The organism is Pantoea sp. OXWO6B1 (genome assembly GCF_001641135.1).
In the GTDB taxonomy this organism is placed as follows: domain Bacteria; phylum Pseudomonadota; class Gammaproteobacteria; order Enterobacterales; family Enterobacteriaceae; genus Pantoea; species Pantoea allii.
This window is the reverse complement of sequence record NZ_CM004291.1, coordinates 59,400-79,139: the sequence shown is the minus strand read 5'-3', so window position 1 is coordinate 79,139 and position 19,740 is coordinate 59,400. Positions and strand designations below refer to the sequence as shown.

Annotated in this window: 16 protein-coding genes and 7 pseudogenes; 14 read left to right on the top strand and 9 right to left on the bottom strand. The window is 45.5% G+C overall.

The window, feature by feature from the left end; translation table 11 throughout:
* Positions 1 to 87 precede the first annotated feature (87 nt).
* Positions 88 to 310, top strand: a pseudogene (locus A6A26_RS01635) (DDE-type integrase/transposase/recombinase); the annotation flags it as partial.
* 24 nt (positions 311 to 334) lie between these two features.
* Positions 335 to 571 (top strand): annotated as a pseudogene (locus A6A26_RS25900) (transposase); the annotation flags it as partial.
* Here A6A26_RS25900 and A6A26_RS01630 read toward each other — a convergent pair.
* Together A6A26_RS01630 and A6A26_RS01625 are read right to left on the bottom strand one after the other, a co-directional pair.
* The gene (locus A6A26_RS01630; RefSeq protein WP_063877175.1) at positions 561 to 824 is read right to left on the bottom strand and encodes a hypothetical protein; all 264 of its coding nucleotides are present in this window, start codon (positions 822 to 824) and stop codon (positions 561 to 563) included. The pseudogene A6A26_RS25900 and the gene A6A26_RS01630 overlap by 11 nt on opposite strands.
* Positions 825 to 965: 141 nt before the next feature.
* Positions 966 to 1,727, bottom strand: a complete 762-nt coding sequence (locus tag A6A26_RS01625) for a DMT family transporter (protein ID WP_063877174.1) — start codon at positions 1,725 to 1,727, stop codon at positions 966 to 968.
* A 105-nt stretch (positions 1,728 to 1,832) separates the two neighbouring features.
* Here A6A26_RS01625 and A6A26_RS25315 point away from each other — a divergent pair.
* The 3 genes and pseudogenes from A6A26_RS25315 to A6A26_RS01610 all read left to right on the top strand — a co-directional run.
* Positions 1,833 to 2,526 (top strand): annotated as a pseudogene (locus tag A6A26_RS25315) (IS3 family transposase); the annotation flags it as partial.
* Positions 2,527 to 2,763: 237 nt separating this feature from the next.
* Complete coding sequence (locus A6A26_RS01615) at positions 2,764 to 3,027, top strand: hypothetical protein (RefSeq protein WP_063877173.1); 264 nt, start codon at positions 2,764 to 2,766, stop codon at positions 3,025 to 3,027.
* A gap of 280 nt (positions 3,028 to 3,307) precedes the next feature.
* Positions 3,308 to 4,356, top strand: a pseudogene (locus A6A26_RS01610) (ISNCY family transposase); the annotation flags it as partial.
* A gap of 93 nt (positions 4,357 to 4,449) precedes the next feature.
* On the opposite strand, the pseudogene A6A26_RS25310 reads toward A6A26_RS01610, so the two are convergent.
* The 3 genes and pseudogenes from A6A26_RS25310 to cfa form a co-directional block, all read right to left on the bottom strand.
* Positions 4,450 to 4,910 (bottom strand): annotated as a pseudogene (locus tag A6A26_RS25310) (transposase); the annotation flags it as partial.
* A gap of 89 nt (positions 4,911 to 4,999) precedes the next feature.
* Positions 5,000 to 6,160, bottom strand: a complete 1,161-nt coding sequence (gene lldD, locus A6A26_RS01595; RefSeq protein WP_063877172.1) for an FMN-dependent L-lactate dehydrogenase LldD — start codon at positions 6,158 to 6,160, stop codon at positions 5,000 to 5,002.
* Between the two features lie 168 nt (positions 6,161 to 6,328).
* Positions 6,329 to 7,462, bottom strand: coding sequence for a cyclopropane fatty acyl phospholipid synthase (cfa, locus tag A6A26_RS01590; RefSeq protein ID WP_063877171.1), 1,134 nt, complete (start codon positions 7,460 to 7,462; stop codon positions 6,329 to 6,331).
* Between the two features lie 749 nt (positions 7,463 to 8,211).
* On the opposite strand from cfa, the gene A6A26_RS25305 reads away from it, so the two are divergent.
* From A6A26_RS25305 to A6A26_RS25300, 4 genes are all read left to right on the top strand, one after another.
* On the top strand, positions 8,212 to 8,394 hold the full coding sequence (locus tag A6A26_RS25305; protein ID WP_156506625.1) for a hypothetical protein: 183 nt from the start codon (positions 8,212 to 8,214) through the stop codon (positions 8,392 to 8,394).
* Positions 8,395 to 8,471: 77 nt separating this feature from the next.
* Positions 8,472 to 8,663: a hypothetical protein gene (locus tag A6A26_RS01580; RefSeq protein ID WP_063877169.1), complete on the top strand. Its 192-nt coding sequence runs from the start codon at positions 8,472 to 8,474 to the stop codon at positions 8,661 to 8,663.
* Positions 8,664 to 9,443: 780 nt separating this feature from the next.
* On the top strand, positions 9,444 to 9,782 hold the full coding sequence (locus A6A26_RS01570) for a hypothetical protein (RefSeq protein WP_063877167.1): 339 nt from the start codon (positions 9,444 to 9,446) through the stop codon (positions 9,780 to 9,782).
* A gap of 197 nt (positions 9,783 to 9,979) precedes the next feature.
* Positions 9,980 to 10,189 carry a hypothetical protein gene (locus A6A26_RS25300; protein ID WP_156506624.1) on the top strand — a complete coding sequence of 70 codons (210 nt, stop codon included), beginning with the start codon at positions 9,980 to 9,982 and terminating at the stop codon, positions 10,187 to 10,189.
* Positions 10,190 to 11,028: 839 nt separating this feature from the next.
* Here the strand turns inward: A6A26_RS25300 and A6A26_RS01555 are convergent.
* Positions 11,029 to 11,283: a hypothetical protein gene (locus tag A6A26_RS01555; protein WP_063877164.1), complete on the bottom strand. Its 255-nt coding sequence runs from the start codon at positions 11,281 to 11,283 to the stop codon at positions 11,029 to 11,031.
* Positions 11,284 to 11,856: 573 nt separating this feature from the next.
* On the opposite strand from A6A26_RS01555, the gene A6A26_RS24510 reads away from it, so the two are divergent.
* Together A6A26_RS24510 and A6A26_RS24505 are read left to right on the top strand one after the other, a co-directional pair.
* On the top strand, positions 11,857 to 12,246 hold the full coding sequence (locus tag A6A26_RS24510; protein ID WP_074180964.1) for a hypothetical protein: 390 nt from the start codon (positions 11,857 to 11,859) through the stop codon (positions 12,244 to 12,246).
* Positions 12,247 to 12,382: 136 nt separating this feature from the next.
* Positions 12,383 to 12,586 carry a hypothetical protein gene (locus A6A26_RS24505; protein WP_074180963.1) on the top strand — a complete coding sequence of 68 codons (204 nt, stop codon included), beginning with the start codon at positions 12,383 to 12,385 and terminating at the stop codon, positions 12,584 to 12,586.
* On the opposite strand, the pseudogene A6A26_RS01545 reads toward A6A26_RS24505, so the two are convergent.
* The 3 genes and pseudogenes from A6A26_RS01545 to A6A26_RS01535 form a co-directional block, all read right to left on the bottom strand.
* A pseudogene (locus A6A26_RS01545) lies at positions 12,583 to 12,813 on the bottom strand (IS3 family transposase); the annotation flags it as partial. The gene A6A26_RS24505 and the pseudogene A6A26_RS01545 sit on opposite strands and share 4 nt — an antisense overlap.
* Positions 12,814 to 13,060: 247 nt before the next feature.
* Positions 13,061 to 16,066, bottom strand: a pseudogene (locus tag A6A26_RS01540) (Tn3 family transposase); the annotation flags it as partial.
* A 129-nt stretch (positions 16,067 to 16,195) separates the two neighbouring features.
* Positions 16,196 to 17,227, bottom strand: coding sequence for an IS630 family transposase (locus A6A26_RS01535; RefSeq protein WP_063877208.1), 1,032 nt, complete (start codon positions 17,225 to 17,227; stop codon positions 16,196 to 16,198).
* Positions 17,228 to 17,409: 182 nt separating this feature from the next.
* Here A6A26_RS01535 and A6A26_RS01525 point away from each other — a divergent pair, with 182 nt between their 5' ends.
* The 3 genes from A6A26_RS01525 to A6A26_RS01515 all read left to right on the top strand — a co-directional run bounded on the left by A6A26_RS01525 (position 17,410) and on the right by A6A26_RS01515 (position 19,712).
* The gene (locus A6A26_RS01525; protein ID WP_044243369.1) at positions 17,410 to 17,994 is read left to right on the top strand and encodes a recombinase family protein; all 585 of its coding nucleotides are present in this window, start codon (positions 17,410 to 17,412) and stop codon (positions 17,992 to 17,994) included.
* 190 nt (positions 17,995 to 18,184) lie between these two features.
* Positions 18,185 to 18,946: an N-acetylmuramoyl-L-alanine amidase gene (locus A6A26_RS01520; protein ID WP_063877161.1), complete on the top strand. Its 762-nt coding sequence runs from the start codon at positions 18,185 to 18,187 to the stop codon at positions 18,944 to 18,946.
* A 13-nt stretch (positions 18,947 to 18,959) separates the two neighbouring features.
* Positions 18,960 to 19,712, top strand: a complete 753-nt coding sequence (locus A6A26_RS01515) for a hypothetical protein (RefSeq protein ID WP_063877160.1) — start codon at positions 18,960 to 18,962, stop codon at positions 19,710 to 19,712.
* The last annotated feature ends 28 nt before the right edge of the window (positions 19,713 to 19,740 follow it).

Here is a 19,740-nt window from a genome sequence, read left to right as displayed (position 1 = left end):
ACTATAGTTTTAGTATTGTTGGTTTGTTTCATTTCTAATCACCCCCGTAGGCCTTGTACTTAATCCGACGGCCGCTGGCAAGTGCATCTGATCGACCTGTGGTCACGTGCCATTATCGGCTGGTCACTGTCTTCACGAAATGACAGCAAAGCTGGCCAGCGACGAGCTTCAGATGGCGCTGTGCCGGCGTAAACACCCGGAACATGGCATCGTGTACACAGATCGTGGTGGGCAGAACTGCTCAGCAGGTTATCAGGCGCTGCTGAAGCAGCATAATCTTCGAGGAAATATGAGCGCAAAAGGTTGCTGCTAAGTTGTTACGTGAGTAAGATCATTTATCAGGCCCGGTAAGCCAATGCAGAATGCCTTGATCTAAAGGTTCAAACGGACATACCGGACAAAAATACTGGATTTTTATCTATTCCGAACACTTAATTATGCACAGAAAATTATCTAGCACTGGTTGGATGAATATAACGGCGATCACCTCCACGATCTCCTAAATTACCTGATGCAGGAAGATTTGCGGCAGATGGCTGAAATCCCTAAAATTTCAAACTTTATGATATAAGACAATCAAGTTCTGTTGCTACTTGCCTCAAAGGGATAAAATAGTCACTCATGTTATCGTGATTTTTGAGGCACAATTCTAACTTGGCTCGTATAAATAAATAATCACAAATATCAATATTTTCTTCGCAAAAAAAATTTAAAAAATTCACAATATCTTTTGTTTCATTAAAACGATAATCAACTAAACGACTAAGGAACTCCGATTTATTGATTTTATATTTTTTATTCTTTTCGTTCAATTTATAATTCATAACACAAACCTTATTTCTTCTTAATTACACTCATAGAATCAAAATATGTCGTGGCCATTACTCCCAAGAATAGCGGAATTAGTAGAAATCCAGTCTTCATAGAAAATTCATGGTGATAGAAATAACAGTCAAGCACTATAGCTACCAATGGGAAAACCAAGAAAGCCAGTGATGCTTTAAAAGGCGCTGTTTTTGTTGTAAGTAAAAATAGCACAAGATGCCAAACACACCGGCAACAGCTCCAAGATAAAAGGTAGCTATAATTGATATTTTTGAAAAATGGCTGAAATTAGCTAACTCTGTAGCCCATCCTAAAGCTATAAGCAAAAAACCAGAAGTTAGACAAGGGATTGCATTAAAAGTTAACACAGAGACTTTTTTCTTTTGTTTTTTTGTTAATGTATATATTATAGCATGTGCTAATGCTGCAAATAAAAGTGCAATCACTCCCTTAAATTGACTTGGTGTAGTCATGTTAGTAGTTTTACATATTAAAAAAAATAAAGAGATCATCGCAAAAGATAATCCCATTACTTGCATGCAGTTGGTTTTTTTTCCTAAAAACATAATGGATGTAATTAATATCATTGCTGGCATGGTGGAGAATATTATTGCTGCCACAGCAGGGTTTACATATTTCTCCCCATAAATCATCAACGAAAAAGGTGCTGAGAAATAGAACAATGTAACTATAATTTGATATATTCTCTCTCCCTTTGGATAGATTAATGGCTCTTTGAATAGCTTGCAAAGCAGAATCAAAAAAGGAGATGCAAAAAGAAATCTCATACCTGTAGCGATAAGAGGAGGTATGGTTGTGACTGCAATCTTCATTGCAATCCACGTTGTGCCCCAAGTTAATACAACTAACATAAAAATTATAAAAGTTTTTACATTTTTCATAGATAAACCTCTTTCTAAATGTGTGAAAAGGTTACCTCCATTTGATTAGATAAATATTCTGTTGTAATAGCTAGTTAAACTGCGCTACAAAAAAATTTTCTGTTTAAGGATGTCTGCCGCGAGGCCGGGATCTCGGATTCCTCGAACTACAACAGAAAGCGAAGTTTGGCGGTATTGAAGCCTCTGATATCAAAAGGATGAAAACTGTCTATTGAAACAGATGTTTGCGGACCTGAGTTTCAAGTGCAGCGCACTGTAAGACGTTATTGAAAAAAGCTTTAAAACCAGCGATAAAGTGTGAGCTTTTCAATTATCTGACCGCGCAGTTTGCCATGAGCTTACGCCAGACATGCTGGACATTGTCGCTGAGCAGGACGGTATTTCGTTATCAGCTGGATACGCGACGTGATGAGCCGGTGATTCTGGGACTGACCGTGGCGGCTGAACACTATTCGCGGTACGGATTCAAAATGCTTTTTCAAGTAGTTCGCTGGCAGGGCACAATCGGGAACCATAAAAATAGTTCACCGTATATACTGCCTGCTGAAACTTAATTTTCGCCGTAAGGGAAAACAGCGCCTGCCGGTGCGTAATCCTGCTCCGCTTGCAACGCCAGAGGCGGTGAGCCAGAGCGGGTCCATCGATTTTATGCACGATGCGCTGGTGTGCGGCAGACGCTTCCAGACCTAAAATGTGGTGGATGATTTTAACCGGGAAGCGGTGGCGATCGAAATCGACCTGAATATCCCCGGCTCAACAGGCCGTGAGAGTGCTTGACCGAATAGTGGCAAACAGGGGGGTTTCTCACTTAGCACTGGCGTCTCGGTTACCGCTATATATGGCTATTTAATCACATACTTTTTAAGTATAACTTATATGATGCTGATCATTTTTTCTTCAATATAAATGCATTATTGTATGTATATGTAATTTCTAGTCAGCCAAGGAATGCATAGAACTATGAAGAGATATTCCCTTTCGGAAAAGATACAAATAAAAATGAGGGATGGCTGATTACCTCTGGAGGCAGGCTATTATGGAAAATCCACAACAAAATACTCAGAAGCAAAGTCAACTAGATATCGAAGTTGATAAGCTAAAGCATGATTTAGAAACTCATAAAGTTTTTAATCAAATTATGATCAGCAGCTTGGTAGCTGGTTTGAATGAAGTTTCCGAAAAAAGAAACGCTTATGAGGTCCTGACTTCAGTTATAGAGGGTTTTAAGTCAGAGGCAGGTGGTAAAAATGTACATATTGATGAAGCCATTATCGAAGCTCTGAGAATGCTAAAGAAGTAAATCGCCACGTAATTAAGGAGTTTCATGCTTGTTTCAGTAGGCAAGCTTGGAGATGAACCGTGATGTAACAAAAAAATTAGATTTTTAGGCTGTTGCAGGTCTCGGTATATGGGAATCTATTTAACATAATGAATGTTATGCGTATATTGATGAGAGTCCAATTTGATAATGTCACTTTTTAGCTGGTTCATAATGTCACCCAGATGCGGCGCGTTTACCACCTTTTCTGGGAGATCTCTGCTGATGCTGGTGACCATGTCGAACAAAGAACTTCACCGTCATTACGATTTCCGTTGAGACGCTGCGATGCTGGATGACTGCGGACGGACTCTGGATCCCACACGCTCGCCGTCAGACCCGGATTTATCAGCCGCGCCTGCGGCGGGATTGCCTTGGCGAGCTTATCCAGATCGATGGCTCACACCATGACTGGTTCGAAGGCCGCGCACCAAAATGCTGCCTTCTGGTTTATGTTGACGACGCGACCGACCGTCTGATGCACCTGCGTTTCTGTCAGAGTGAGTCAGCCTTTGATTACATGGTGGCCCCCCGTGACTACATCGATAAACACGGCAAGCCGGTGGCGTTTTACAGTGACAAACATGCGGTGTTCCGAGTCAGTCAGGCGAAACACGACGTACTGGCATAACGCAGTTCGGACGCGCCCTACACGATCTGAACATTGACCTTATCTGTGCCAACAGTTCGCAGGCCAAAGGCCGTGTCGAACGCGCCAATCTGACGATGCAGGACCGGCTGGTTAAGGAGATGCGGCTGGAGAACATCACCGGCATTGATAACGCCAACGCCTGGATTGAAACGTTCATCAGCGACTTCAACCGCCGCTTTGCCAGACCGGCAAAATACCCCAAAAACCTGCACCGCACCGTCTCAGAAAGCAGCCCGGAGCTGGATGACATATTCGCCTGGCAGACGCTGCGTACGCTCTCAAAATCACTGACTTTTCAGTACGATAAGATTTTGTATCTGGTTGAACCCACTGAGGAAAACACACGCATAGCCGGAGAAAAAATCCTGGCGTTTGACTACCCGGACGGCACGCTGTCATTCCGCTACGGCAGCAGAACGCTGGAATATCAGGTGTTCGATAAGCTGGACTGCATCAGTCAGGGACGCATTGTTGACAATAAAAGGCTTGGGGCGGTGCTGAAGCTGGCGCAGGAAAAGCAGGACGGACTGGAAGCCGCAGGAAAAAGAGAGCGCAGTCGTCATATGCCCAAAAGACGGGCGCAGATTCAGGCACAGCTCAGGGCAATTAATCCGGTTCTGGCTGAACCATCACTGTTTAAATCCAGCCTGAAAAAATGAGCTAACTACCCTTTTCTCTTCATCAGAATCAGCCGAAAGTGACATTTAAAAATGGTAAACCAGGGTGACATTATCAATATGCATAGACATTGATATGCGGCGGTAGCCAAAACGCCTGCGCTCCAGTGCCAGTTCAGTAATGCGCCCTGATAAATGGGCATCAGCCGCCGGACGCTGAGCGTCATAGCGGCAGGTCGACAGGGACAAACCTGTGAGTCTGCAGGCACGACGTTGCGACAGACCGGTCGCATCACACATCAACACCACGAGTTCGCGCTTCTGGTCTGTCGTCAGTACTTTCGCCAAGGAGCCACCTGAAGCGCCTCCTTATCCGGCATGGCCCCGGCGAGCAGCTTCCTGAGTCTGGCGTTCTCTTCCTCAGGTGACTTCAGGCGCTTAACCTCAGGCACCTCCATGCCGCCATACTTCTTACGCCAGGTATAAAACGTGGCGTCGGAAATGGCGTGCTTACGGCAGAGTTCCCGGGCAGAAACGCCGGCTTCAGCCTCGCGGAGAATACTGATGATCTGTTCGTCGGAAAAACGCTTCTTCATGGGGATGTCCTCATGTGGCTTATGAAGACATTACTGACATCGCGGTGTATTAATCAACGGGGAGCAGGTCAACAGATTTAATAGATACCTCAGAGTATTTTAGTCCTTTCTTTCTCTAAGCGGTCAAGACAGTCGGTATTAATACCTGCTATCGATGCTGCACCGATTAAAGTCATCGTTATTTTTATGTCTTCGGCATAAAGGTGGAGTAAATGAGCAACCCCTTTTTCTCCAGCGGCTGCCAACGCATATATATAAGATCGTCCCAGCAGAACTCCTTTCGCGCCCAATGCGAGCATTCTAATAACGTCCAAGCCAGAACGAACACCCGAGTCAACAAGAATTGTAATGTCATCACCGACAGTCTCAACTATCCTCGGTAATGCTTTGGCTGTAGGGATTGCACCATCGAGTTGTCTTCCACCATGGTTAGAGACAACAATACCGTTGGCCCCAAACCTGACCGCAACCTTCGCATCTTCTGGATCAAGAATTCCTTTTATAACAAGATTCCCTTTCCAAGCATCGCGGATCCACTCCAGGTCATGCCATGTAATAGTGGGATCAAAGTTTTTGTTTATGAATCCCATGTAATCATCCATCGTCATCCTGTTACCAACGTAAGCTTCAATATTTCCAAACGTTAGAGGTCTGCCTTTTAGACCAACATCAAAGGCCCAGCGAGGATGTGTGCACGCCTGCAGGTATTGTTTAATTTTGGATCGTGATCCAGACATACCTGAACGGTTATCACGATATCGAGATGCTGGTAAAGGCATATCGACGGTGAAAACGAGTGTTTTAACGCCTGATGCCCATGAACGCTCAAGCACATTACGCATATAACCGCGATCTTTTAATACATATAGCTGAGACCAGACTTCCCCTGAAGCATGAGACGCAACCTCTTCAATAGAGCATACGGAAACGGTTGAAAGCGTATAGGGTATACCCATTTTGGATGCTGCACATGCAGCTTTCACTTCTCCTCGACGAGTATACATTCCTGAAGCACCCACCGGGCCTAAAGCTAAAGGTATCGTCCATGTGCTTCCAAATATTTCAGTGTGCATGGTCGGATCGCCTACGCCGCTTAGCACACGTTGACGAAGAGACAATGAGGCTAATTCGAGCATATTTGCTTTCATTGTGCTTTCAGTTATTGCGCCACCATCAATATAGTCAAAGAGAAATTTCGGTAACCGATGGCTGGCTGCTTCACGATAATCATTGGGAGATGAAACTATCATATCATTTTCCTGTAATGTTTTTTTAAACCCAAGCCCTGTGTTAGTTCTCTAAATAGCATGGGTTTATTTAATGTTTAATTTTTGCAAAATTTATTATTTCAAGTACTTTTTGCATGCTTAATTTAATGTTTTTGATTAATTCCATAATCAAAAATAAATAACCCCCCTTCATCGAGGGACAATAATCCCACCTTTTAAACCTTTAGTAAAACAAATTTGAAGAAGTTGTAATTCTCTTGACCTAAAGGCTCCAGCACAAGAGTTTAAATAGAACGTAAACATTCTTTTAAAACGTTCACTGTATTTCTTACTTAACTTGGGCCAAGATGACTTAAAACGGCTGTACCAAGCCATAAGTGTTAGGTCGTAATCAGAGCCAAAATTATGCAAGTCCTCTATTATTAGAGATCTTTCGCTAGCCAAAGAAATCTGAGCTACTGAAGGAATACATCCATTTGGGAAAATGTATTTATTAATCCAAGGGTCGACATTTAAATCGCTTTTATTAGATCCGATAGTATGAAGTAAAAATATACCGTCTTTTATCAGACATCTATTTATCATCTCGAAATAGATTTGGTAATTCTTCGGCCCCACATGTTCAAACATACCCACAGATACAATTCGGTCAAAATTTTTATCCAAATCACGATAATCCATTAAAAGGATTTCGACGTTCAAACCAACACAACGAGCTTGAGCTAATTCTTTCTGCTCTTTAGATATAGTTATACCCGTAACCTTTACTTGATAATTCTTTGCTGCATACTCTGCCAGACCACCCCAACCACAACCAATATCCAGTAAGGTCATGCCTTTTCTGAGTTGAAGTTTTTCGCATATCAATTGCAATTTATTCTCTTGAGCCATGTCAAGATCCGTAGCATTTTTCCAGTAGGCACATGAATACTGCATCCATGGGTCTAACATTTCTGAGAACAAGTCATTTCCAAGGTCATAGTGCTGTTTTCCTACTATCCATGCTCGTTTAGTAGATTGCAAGTTTATCAATTTTAAGGCAGTAACTCTGAGTAAATCTTTAAAATTAAATGAAAACGATGACTTTATATTAGAATCAATTAATGAACTAATCAACACATCAATTTTATCACAATCCCACCATCCATCCATATAACTTTCACCTAATCCAAGTGACCCATCTTGCAAACATCTTTCATAAAATTTTGGGTTTTTTACCTTAATATCCCAAGGGTTGCTTCCATTTATTTTTACTCCCGCATCATTCAACAAGTGCTGACATATTTCATATGCTTGTTTCTGCTTTTTTACTCTAAAATACATTTGTAATTTACACTTTTAACAATGGTTGTAAGTTGCAGATAATATATTGATATTTTGGTTATTATAAAAATGAATAATTTGAATGTAAAGTATTCCAATAAGGAATGCTTTAATATTTAAATATCATTATTTTAATGATAAATCTGAGATAATTATGGGGTTGCTTTAACAGAATTTTACTTTTATTAATCTGTATTTGCCTTATAATTTTGGCAACGTGGTTTTGCTGCACACTTGACTAAGATCGCCGTGGATCCTGCGATAGCTGTAAACTCAGCGTATAATCGGAGTCGTTCCCATTCTGCACTGGGCTGGATGACGCCTTCCGAATTTACAGAAAAATCTGCCGGTTGCCAGGATATGCAGCCAGAATGGATTGCCTGGGGAGGTGACAAGTTATGCTAAAGGAAGCGCTGGAAGAAAAAATTTATGAACTGGTTCAGCGTTATAACGGCAGAGGGTTTTTCGCAGAACAATAGCTGAGCCCGGCCACTAACGGCTTTTTCCCTGCCGGTAGTCCGGCTAAGTGTAGAAAAGGATGTGAGGACTCGCTCATCAGCACCACGCCGGTGGGACAGCGCCAGTCAGGGGCGCATCCGGGTGATAGCGCACAAGCAAAGTCTGCGCGTTGCAGTCTTCCTCACTGTCCTCCCCAACAGCACAGGTGACGTGATGGATGCGTCTTTGTGCGCCACGAACCGCAGACTGTCGCAGAATATGCCAGCAGAACCGAGGCAATGAAAGCGCCAATGTACCAGAAACGCATTTCGGCGCAGTGGGCCGATTGTGTCTCGCGCCCGCTGCTCGCCCTGATGACCATCCGCGCCCGCGACGGTCACGGCACGGCACGTTTGACTCTGAATATCAGCACGAGCTGGGCGCCGGTGATGATGCGTTGTTTGCCGGGAAGGATTAGAGTGGCCACGACATAATCAGGTTCTGGGTACACCGGCTGCGCGAGTAGATCTACTTCGAGGGCGCCTACCCCAGAATCATAAAAGGGTAAATAGTGGCCCAGGGGCTGGGTTACGGTACCTCTATAAGTTTTGGTGCATTGACCTCAGGCAACGCGGATTTTGCGCAGGCCTATATCCACGTCATCGGTGACAACGGCACGTCGCAGGTGTGGTATTTCAAGCCACATGACGGAGATTCCATTGCAGGCGGTGGTAACATTGTTGCCGGGACGGAGGTTCATTAATCGGGCGGGAATGTTCGTGTTTACTCATCAAACAACCCGCCACCCTGCCCTTTTCCGGTCGGCTTCGTCATGCTGCTGGGTAATCAGTTAAATCCAAACACATTATTTCCGTGCTCAACGCGCAAGAACCTGTCCGAATACTTTGATACCCACGTTTTAGCGATTGGTACCGTACCCGGTACGATCGGAGGAAGTAACACCTTTACATTTCAGGCCGCAAACCTGCTAAACCACTCATATAAAAAGTTGCATGAATGCACCCGGCGGTCAGTGGGCCACAACGATAACGGGTACTGATAATGACGGCATATACAAGATGGGTTATACATCTGGCATCTTCACTGACGAAATTAACGGGCAAAGTTTTACACAGGCGCCTTTCAGCGTTGAAAATGCCTTCGTACAGTTCTGCGCATGGATGCGAACAGTCAGGCCGGTTAAATTTGAAAGTCAGGTGATCGGCACATAAAAAAAACCACTGTCACGCCTGTATAAGGTGGCACTGTTGAGGCAAAGCCTGCAGGAAGGAAGTTAACGCCTCAAAGTTGGAGTAATAACAAAAAAAACGCCCTAAAAGGGCGCAACCAATATATGGTAAAAATATGATACACCTATATACGACAGTAAAAGTGGCGGGTCGTTAATCACCACGACATAAATTATCAGCTAATGAAGTTAAACCTTAGAACAACAAAAAAATATGGAGTTGTCTAGGAATTGATATAAATCAACTTTGTTTCGTTTAATAACTACTATCGTCATTCCATTAAGGTTTTTACCATGAGAGCCCCTTCAGGGCTGAAAGTATTATTAACCCGCAATCCCCTTAAGGAGAGCACCATTATTATCACCGGCAATATCAAAAAAGCCACTATCACCCAGTTGCGCAGTAAAGCCATTGTCAACGGTATTCTGGCCGCCATCTACACAGGTCCCACGAAAGACGATTCCACAACTGCCGCAGCGGATTTCGTTAACCACCCGACCCTGTACAATGAAGGATCGGTCCGCACCGCCTGCGGCAACAACTTTAACAAGATTCAGTCAGCCTTTGTCGGACAGGCACTGGGTATAGCTGAGATGCTGGCGGATGCGGCCATTGATGCGGATAAGACTTAAGTCGAAGGCCTGGTGGAAACCTACGTCGACAATCTGCAGTAACTAAGCACAACATCGACAACTGTCAGGATAAAGTCATTGCAGCATAATCGGCTGAAGCCGTTTAATCAGCCCCCGAGCATTTCAGGAAATTGAGCCTGAGTGTCAGGCTTCATCTGAGGCATATCATGAGACCATATCAGGCGAGGTAAACGATAATGAGTAAACCTATTCAGATTGTCAGAATTTATGGTGGTGATGTATTTGTAGGCTTAGATGTGACCGTCGATGGTGAAACTATCGGTAACGTCCTTTCAACTACAGTTGTATCTAAGCAGGAAGAATGCCCAAACTTGTTGTCGAATTTGCTCTTGGTGTCAACTTCGAAGACGAGTCCAGGCATGGTTTTCAAATTGATATATCAATGAAAGCAGGCTACTCGACGCAGGTTAATTTTATGGCTAGGCAGACTGACAGCCGAAGGGCGTCAGTAATAGCGCTACGATATTTACTGTTGGTCCATTCAATCGCCTGTTAACGGCTTTATGATTGATAATTCCATCCTCAATAAGCTGGATGATGTTAACAAGCATCCACCTCACCAAAATCTTCCCTGAACTCATCAAGGGCAAGGTGACGGGGGGATTCTTCTAAAGCTTCAATAATATCCCACTGCAAATCATCAGATAATAAATTTCTCATGGCATCTTTCCCAGTTAATACGGTAGCTAAGAGCTGTCACCAGGTAACAAAGGCTAAGACCATATTCATCAACGCCTTATAAGCTATTCTTAAGTCATTACTGCATTTCTATGCAAACTCACTTAGCGCTTACTAAATCGTGCTAAAATAATTTAATTATGTTGTCAGAATTTTTTTTGATAGCCATTTCGGATCTTTTGGGCTCCAGCTTCAGATAACCGAGGCATAAGAAGGGCTCTCCCTCACAATATCGTATAGCTTTCTGATGAACTAGGCCTCGACGAATAAGTTCACTGATATTCATTATCATGACAAATTCATCAACGTCATCGAAGCAGCTTAAATATTGTTTTGTAGTCATTGATTCTGGATAGAAAACGGACAGTGCGCTGAGAATGTCTTCCTGTAACCTTACTGACAAAATTTTATCGGCCATAACTTACTACCTCCTGATTGAAATGAAATTCCTGAACCCTTGGTGCAGACTCGCGTGAGGTTTAAACTGATATGCTGTATAAATATTCGGCACCTTCCAGGCACTCAGCAGTCTTTGGTTTCGGTGATATCAAAGTCCAACACTTCCGAAATCCAGTGTCAGCTCAGCCAGTGATACAAAACTGACACCACCACATGCTTTAACTGCTGTCTTTTTTACCAGCCCACGTTTTACCAATGCATTGATGTTTTCACACATTACTGATTCGCTGTACTTACCAAAAGCAGCAAAGTATTTCTTGCCGGTGAGTGGATATGGGTAAGCAATTGCCAGTGCCATAAGTATCTCCGGCTGAATTTTCTCCGTAATTAGCTTCTGATACATTAATGAATCCTTTATCTATTGCAGCCAGCAGGAAAATGATGCAACTACATGTCGGTTGAAAAAATGATCAGAATCATATTAGTCAGTCTTATTTATCGATTGACGAATACTGATCGTCATTGGCGATCAATTGATTGATGTATAGTTGAGTTAGTGTGATGAGTTGAGTTGAGAAGTTTTAATATTTTCATTTAAAAATTGATCAATTTGAAAGGTATTTGATACAAAGAATGTATGTTTAATCCGTATCAGATATGACCTGCTCCCAGCAGGTTAGTACATACTGATGTTAGCAACGTCCGTTCTTGGCACGGAGCGGACCTTTGTGTCGCAACGGCCGCTATGAGGGTAAAGTGGATCTTTAGCACAGTAGCATTATGAATGCTTTGTCATCCATCGGTCTGACCTGGCGCATATTCATGTTTATCTCCGGACAATACACTTTTTCCTCTGGTCATCTCCTGATTTTCATAACCTCCCCAGGCTTTTCACATAAAAATCAAGTTTTCCTTTCTCCCGAGGATTTAATAAAGGCCAGTCGTTTTTTTTCACAAAACACACACAGGGTGAACCATGACAATTACACAGCGACTTTCCCTTACGTTTTCTCTTCTGACAACCTCGTTGGTTTCCATGGTTATTATTGCCATCGTGGTAGTAACGGGTTTCCAGTACCGATTCCACTATGTCCAGATTAACGCGATACCTTCAATCATCGATTTAGGAACGCTGATTGATGAAAACAACGAGCTTCTTATTAAAATTTACAATTACCAGGGCATAAAAGAGCCTGCAAGACAGGTGCAAATCGAATCAGATATGAACAAAGCTGTTGAGCGCCTTAATAAGCTTAACCAGCATTACCTTGAGAACGATATCTCCAGCGATGAAGACCTGCAGCTTACAAAAGATGCGTTCGTCATGATTAAAAACATTCATGACCTGTTGGCGCCGTTCCTTTAGGCTAACCGCTTTCCTCAGTCTTCTCCGGCAGTGGACTCCGCTGAAAGCAGCAAAAAGCTCAGTGAAGCCATCCGGACGCTTACCTCCAGTTACCGTAAGCAGTTAAAGATAAATATCGATATCGGCACCCAGCTGGATGGAAACCAATACCCGCATTTACCATACCACCCTGTGGGGACTGATTGCGGGCTCTGGGGCTGTCATTCTTATTCTGGGCTTCTTCACAATTAAAACCATTCTGTCTATACGCCGCCAGCTGAACAGCATGCGTCAGACGATGGAACAGGCCAGCGAGAACCTTGACCTGACTCTGAGAGTTGAATCGCCACGGATAATCTAGACACTTCCGAGCCGTTGATAATACTGGTTTTCATATTCTGTCGGTGACATCTGATCGCCAGAACCATGCCGACGCTTACTGTTATAAAACATTTCGATGTAATCAAAAATATCGCTGCGGGCTTCTTCCCGCGTTCCGTAGATCTTTTTCTTTATCCGTTCGCGTTTCAACAACTGGAAAAAGCTTTCTGCAAGCGCATTATCGTGGCAGTTACCATTCTGAGCCAGTTCAGCGCTTCAGACCATGGTCTGTTGTGGACCACGCTAGTGAGGTCGAGTTACAAAAATAATGGCCGCAGGTGACGCCGGATTAATGCAGCCATACCGTCCACGGCCTGCCACTGCAGTTCGTAAGACGGTGATAAATCCTGAAACCTTAGGCAAGACTGAGGGGCTGTTTGGCGAACAACTTAAACAGGTATTTATCAATGAAACACCTAGGGGTTCTACGCCGGAACCGCCGAAATTTCCGTTGCCCCAGTTTCAGCCCGGCGACCAGCACATCCAGGTCAATAATTTCATTAGTGTTCTGAAAGGTATAATGCCCGTTCAGCAAAATGTGCTGCCAGGCCACCGGCGATATCCGGGTCAGAGCCTCAATACCCCTTTCGTTACCTTCGGCTTCCAGCCGTTCCAGTAATCGTGACAGGATCGCAGAGTTGTAATAAACAATCGCGTTTGAGATCAACCGTCCGCACTGATTACTGATGTCCGTTTCAATGTCATTTTTTCCTATTAACTCCTTCCTGCCGCCGACTTTGGCGACTGCTGCACGCAGCTGGTGATAAGATTCAATGCGGTTCTGGGAACGACGGATATTGCGTTCCAGTTGCGGGTCACGCAGATACTTCAGCGTGTAAATGCTGCGAACCAGCCGATCGTATTCAAATACCGCCTGTCTTGTCGGGCTGGCCGTAGTATATGTACATAACTTACGGATCAGCGTTCCCTGCGTCATTTCTTTTAGCCCCAGCGTAGCGACGATGCGATTAAGATTACTTTTTTCGCGGGTGATAAGGTCCAGGTCAATCTGACCGGCAGGCTGGATCAGGCATTTTTTATATGCTGACGTGTCTCTGGTGCAGTACAGTTCCTGAAGTTGTTTGTTAAGGTCAGTAAAATGGGGTTCAAAGCGAAGGCCAAACCAGTGCAGGATCGCAAAGTTGGCTTTGTTGATGCTGTGCATGTCACCGGTAATGGCCGTGGGTTTCACTGCTGAGGTATTGCGGTACCAGATGTCAAATACATGATGGCCTTCGTAGTCGTTTGTGCCAATCAGGTATCCGTTGACTGGAATGTGGTTGCACAGCAGCGTGTAGGCCACCATGCCTTTACCACGACCAAAATATTTACGTGAAAACCGTGCTTTCACTGTCGGACGTTCAACACCAAATTTTTGCCCGTCAACAGCGCCATAAAGCGTCTCCGGATCAAACGAATAGAGCGGAAAAACAGGTAGCGCTTCTATAGCATCGGTTATACAGTCATTGGCCGTGAGCAGAGACGCCAGACGAAGGTACTGTTCGTACGTGGTCTCCAGAACATGGAAAGGTATATCGCTGGTTCGCGCCATCACATGGTTACCATGATTCATCGCCTGGGCAACGATGGCCGCCATCAGGCTGTCTGCATCAGCTTCTTTTTTGGCGTAACGGGGTTGCAGCGGTTTCATGGCGGGGAGGAACCGGCACTGCCCGTTAACAAAGCGGAAGACATCGGTCACATCGCAAAATGGTAGTTGCTCATAAAAACGCTTATTCTGCGCCTTATGACGGCTGACCACCGATTTATGCCACGTCAGCTTCTGCGTTTCTTTATCATATTCCAGATGTTTTAGTTTCCCCTGTTTTAGCTCGCGGTTAAATGCCTTCCACTGCCGGTGCAGCTCGGATGCCAGTACTTTTAGCTGCGTTTTAATGGACTTCTGCAGGAACGGGATGTTCATTTCAGCCAGCACTGCGGCCTGTTCCCCTTCCGGTACCAGTTCATCAGAAAGATGGCGGTGCCGGAGGCTATTGTTGAGGTGGAATTCTCCCGCCTGAAAACGCTTTCTTATCTGACGATAGAGCCAGAACTCATAACGCCCGGCATTCAGGCCTGTGGGCTCACCATCCTCACCGAATTCCAGCAGGTACGGGCGCAGCCGCGCTGGTAACGTTTCCTGCGGGCACTCCTCAAGTGGCCGCTGCAAAAGCATCTGCTTTTTGCTGAACACCGTTCTGAGCCAGCTCAGCGCCTCCGCCCACGGGCTGTCCTGGACCACACTGGTGAGGTCAAGTGACAGATATAACGGCCGCAGGTGACGCCGGATTAACGCTGTCATACCGTCAACGGCCTGCCACTGCAGCGACAGTTTGCTGATGGGTTTCACACTCATGCGTTGTGCGGTGGTTTTCAGCGTCTCCCGGGGCATGATTTTCCAGGCGCGACGGCGGACTTCGCCAAAGGTGGTGGGGTCCGGAACGCTGTCGTCAACGTAAAGCGACAGCAGACGTCCAATTTTAGAGGTTTCTCGCCGGTGTTTTTCCTGTACGTCAGCCATAAGCTGTTTAGCCACGCTGCGGCTCTCATCCTCAAGCTGTTTCATATGGAAAAACATCGCATCCACCAGGTTGTCGCTGAACTGCCGATAGCGGATCCAGGCATAACACAGCAGATAAAGGTGGGTTTGCTCCTGCTTCAGATTGCGGAGATCGTAAACGGTGTAGAAATTTGCCAGGCTGGCATAGTGCAGCAGATTTTGTTGGGAAATATTCAGTGCAGGCAGGATGTCGCAGGCTTTATGATGCAGCGGCTCTAGGATTGCCCGTTTTTCCCTTTCATGAACCATCTGTCGCCAGCCAAAGTCACGCGCATCTTGCCTGAGGATCGCGAGCCGGGAAAGCGTATCATCGCGCTCAATCAGCTTGTCCAGATCGGCAATGGTGGCGTCATCAAGGCGCTCCGTCAGAATACGCCCCAGCCGCTGCCTTTCATCAGAAAGAACCCGGCTCACCAGCTCCTGAAGCGTGGTATAACCGGGCCGGATAATTTTATGCTCGTTGAGCCAGATAATCAGCTCCGTGGCAACAAAACCGGGGGTTACATCCCGGTGGACAATGTGGGCGGCCTGCTGTTCAAGCTGTGAAGACAGCGAAGATGACCACGGGCGGTAACCAAACAGTGCGCATATTTTTTCGCGCTGAGCATAGCGTTCGTGCTTAGTGAAAGGCTGATCCTGAAGTGACTCACCCTGGAAATAACGGCTCAGGACAAAGTTGCTGTCGTCCTTAACATCATTCCATCCGAAGCGGAAAAACAGGTGTTTGGCTTTAAAGTAAGCGATCTGAAGGATGCAATAAATTTGAGCATGAAGCCCCTGACGACTACAGGCCAGCGCCAGTTCAGATTCATCCATAGCCAGGAATTCCAGCCGCTGTGCATCATCGAAATCAGGAAGGCCATACAGCGCTTCCTGCTCGGCACGATTTAAAACCGCCAGCCGTTAACTTTTGCCTGTCGCTTTGTCACGCGTTGTCATCCTTACCCCGATTAATCATGTCCGTAAGAGGATCGCTCAACGGACAGTGAAAATACATTTATGTACCCTAAATAGCTGCGCCGAATACCGCTACACTTTCGCCAGCCCATGCTTACCTCCGGGGAATGGGCTGGCCGTTTCCATAAAATGATGAACTTTTCTTAACAGTTGCCACATCGAACGGCACTGATGATTGCGTGTTATCGTGTCGTGAAGCGCCTGCCATAGCCGTTCAACATGATTTACCCATGGCGAGTACACCGGCTGATAAATCACCCTGAACTTCGGATTTTGCTTCAGCCAGCGCTGTGTTTCACGGCTTTTGTGGATAATGTAGTTGTCCACGATCAGCGTGATAGTTTTCGCCCGACGGTACGTCGCTTTAAGCCGCTTCAGCAGGCTGGTGAACAGCGCCGAACTTTTGCTGTTGCCGCCCACGTAGCTGACTTTACCTGTTCCGCTGTGCAGTGCTCCGGCCAGATAATATTTTTCATTCTGCCCTGGCGTCACTACGCGTTTTTGTTGTCCGCGCAGCTGCCAGTCCGCACCGATTTTGGTATTAAGATGGATATCCACTTCATCTTCATAAAAGACCGGATGCTCTGCGCTGCATTCGTCCAGTGCTTTGTGGATTGCTGCCATCTTTTCATCCTTATGCGGGTCACGGATACGCAGAGTTGGCGCGGCCCTTCGCCACACAAGCCCCGCAGACGGCAACCAGCGGCGAACGGTTCCGGCATGTAACTGGCAACCGGTTATCTCATTGATTTTTATTGCCAGAAGTTCTGTACTCCAGCGTGAGCGCTGGTAGCCAAAATCGCCGGGAGCATGTTTTACCAGCTCACGTAATAACGTGCAGATATGCTCAAACGGCCAGCGACGGGTTCGTCCGGCAGGCAATGATTTCAGTCCTGTAACACCCGACAGCGTGAACCAGTTAATCCAGCGTCCGACGGAGGAACGGGCACAGCAGAGCGTTCTGGCAACATCGCTGACGCGATCGCCCCTATGCAGCATCAGCATGGCAGTCAGCCTGCGGGCATAATTTTTATCGTGAGTTTTATGGATAGCTTTCTGCATCAGGCGTCTTTCGTCACGGGGAATTGGTGCTATGATCGGCATCGCTCAGTCCGGTTGGTGATTTTGGTTGGTTTGACGATTGATCAGATCGCACAATCCGGGCTGAGTTCCCTCAAAGTGATCTACTATTCCGCGCAGCTATTTAGAAAAAATCACTGCTGACGTTGTCTCATATAGCTGGTACGGTATCAATCTCTTTCATGGCCCCTTAAACGTACACATTTATAACAGAAATACGGATCGGCTATGCCCGTTGTTCTACTGATAAGCAAGATTTAACCGCACAACAGGAAGCGCTGGTAAAACTCGGCGTCTCCCCGGACAGAATTTATATCGATAAAGGCCTAACCGGTTCGAACCGGCAAAGGCCTGGCCTGGACCAGGCGCTGGCCGCTGTTCGTAGTGGTGACACGCTGGTTGTTCCCAAGCTTGACCGCCTGGCCCGTTCAGTTCCTGACGCCCGGGAGATCGCAGACGCTCTGCAACTCAGAGGTGTGAAGCTTGCTCTGGGAACCAGCCTCTATGATCCGGCAGACCCGATGGGGAAAATGTTCTTTAACGTGCTGGCTACGTTCGCTGAGTTTGAAGGTGACCTGATACGGCTGCGAACCCGCGAAGGAATGGCTATTGCGCGCGCAAAAGGGAAATTGCGGGGGAAACAACCAAAGCTGTCTGACAAACAACAGAAGGAGTTATGCCGGATGCATAAAACCGGTGAGTATTCAATCAGCGATCTGGCTGAGCTGTTTTCAGTATCGAGACCAACAATTTACCGAACGCTTGCGCGTATCGGCAGTCGAATAGATTAAGCCATAGAGACTTACTGACAACGGGAATAATAAGTAGTAAGAAGAGACTCTGACCAGCATCATTTTTTGGTGGTCAGGATTTAAATTGCGATATAAATCACAATAGCTGATTTTTTTATGAACTCATCCGGGTGAACCGACATCTGTCAATGTGGATAGTAATAAATTACAACATATGAAAGGAGTCTGTATGTATCAGGTTGATTATAATAGTTATCGCTCCGTTAAAGGTTTTAATCGGCGCGTCCGTTTTCTGATAATGCATTATACCGCACTCGATTTTGAAAACTCGATTATTGCGCTGACAGGTTCTTCGGTCAGCGCCCATTACCTTGTCCCGGACCCTTCAGATAAATCATATGCAGGTGCCGGTTTTAAAGATATGCGCATTTTTAATCTGGTTGATGAGAATGAACGTGCATGGCATGCAGGGGTCAGTTCGTGGGTCGGTCGCAGTAATCTAAACGATACCTCAATAGGGATTGAGACGGTTAATTTGGCTACCGATAATAACGGAGTATTTACATTTCCGCCCTATAATCCAGTCCAGATTGATGCAATCAAAGAACTGGCATTAAATATCCTTCAGCGCTATCCGGATATTACGCCCATGAATGTTGTCGGACACAGTGATATTGCCCCCGGAAGAAAAAGTGACCCCGGTGCTACTTTCCCGTGGAAAGAGCTTTACGCAGCAGGCATCGGGGCATGGTTTGATGAGGAAACAAAGCATAAATATGCTGAGCAGTTTAGCTATTCGTTACCTTCGAAAGATAACATAACAGAAATGCTGAAAAGGTATGGCTACGACACTTCAGGTTCGAGAAGTGACACCGGTTATGCTCAGTTAATACGGGCACTGCAGCTGCATTTTCGCCCCTGTAATTACAGCGGTAAGCTGGATGCTGAAACTGCCGCGATCCTTTATGCTCTTGTGGAAAAATACAAATAGGGAGATACAGATTATGAATAAATTTATTACGGGTGGGTGGAGCCAGTCACTGTCTGGCAGACCCCTTAAAGAATTCGACGTCATGATGTATGGCATGGTGACAAACCTTGACGGACTGACAACAGGGACGCCGGCCAGCCCCGGCTGGAGTCCGGAAAAGCAGGATAAACCCGATAATACTCCCGATTTTAAAGGGAGGACGCTCTGGGTCTATGGCGGAGGTGGGTGCTCTCCTGAAGGAAAACCTTCAAATCAGGATGAAGTATTGCGGATTGCTGAAGCCACAAAAAGCCGGGGCTGGGATGGCGTGGACTTTGATGATGAATGCAATATGAACACCGGTCTCGTCATTGAGGCAATGAAGCAGTTAAAAAAATGCCAGAAAGAAACCAGTTTTGGTTTTATTGCCGGATATTCTTACAATCATCCGTCTACAGATAACGGTAAAAAACTGAACGAAAAGGTTAAAGGTATCATCCAGTCAGGTCAGTGTGACCGCTTTATCCATTACTGCTATGCTTCAGCGATGTGGAGTAAAGAGGACATTACCGGCAACGTTATTCCTGCCCTGAAACGCACGTTAGAGCATGGAGCTGACAACAAGAAATGTATCCTGGCCCTCACAACACGTGGACTGAATGAATGGAATTTAAATTATTTCATCGATCAGGTGCTGGATTTTAATCTTGGAGGGTTATTTATATGGAAATATGAAGATTTAAAAGATGAACATTATAAAATAATCAAAGACAGGCTGTGGAAATAAAAAGTCAGATATGCGCATGTTCCTAAAA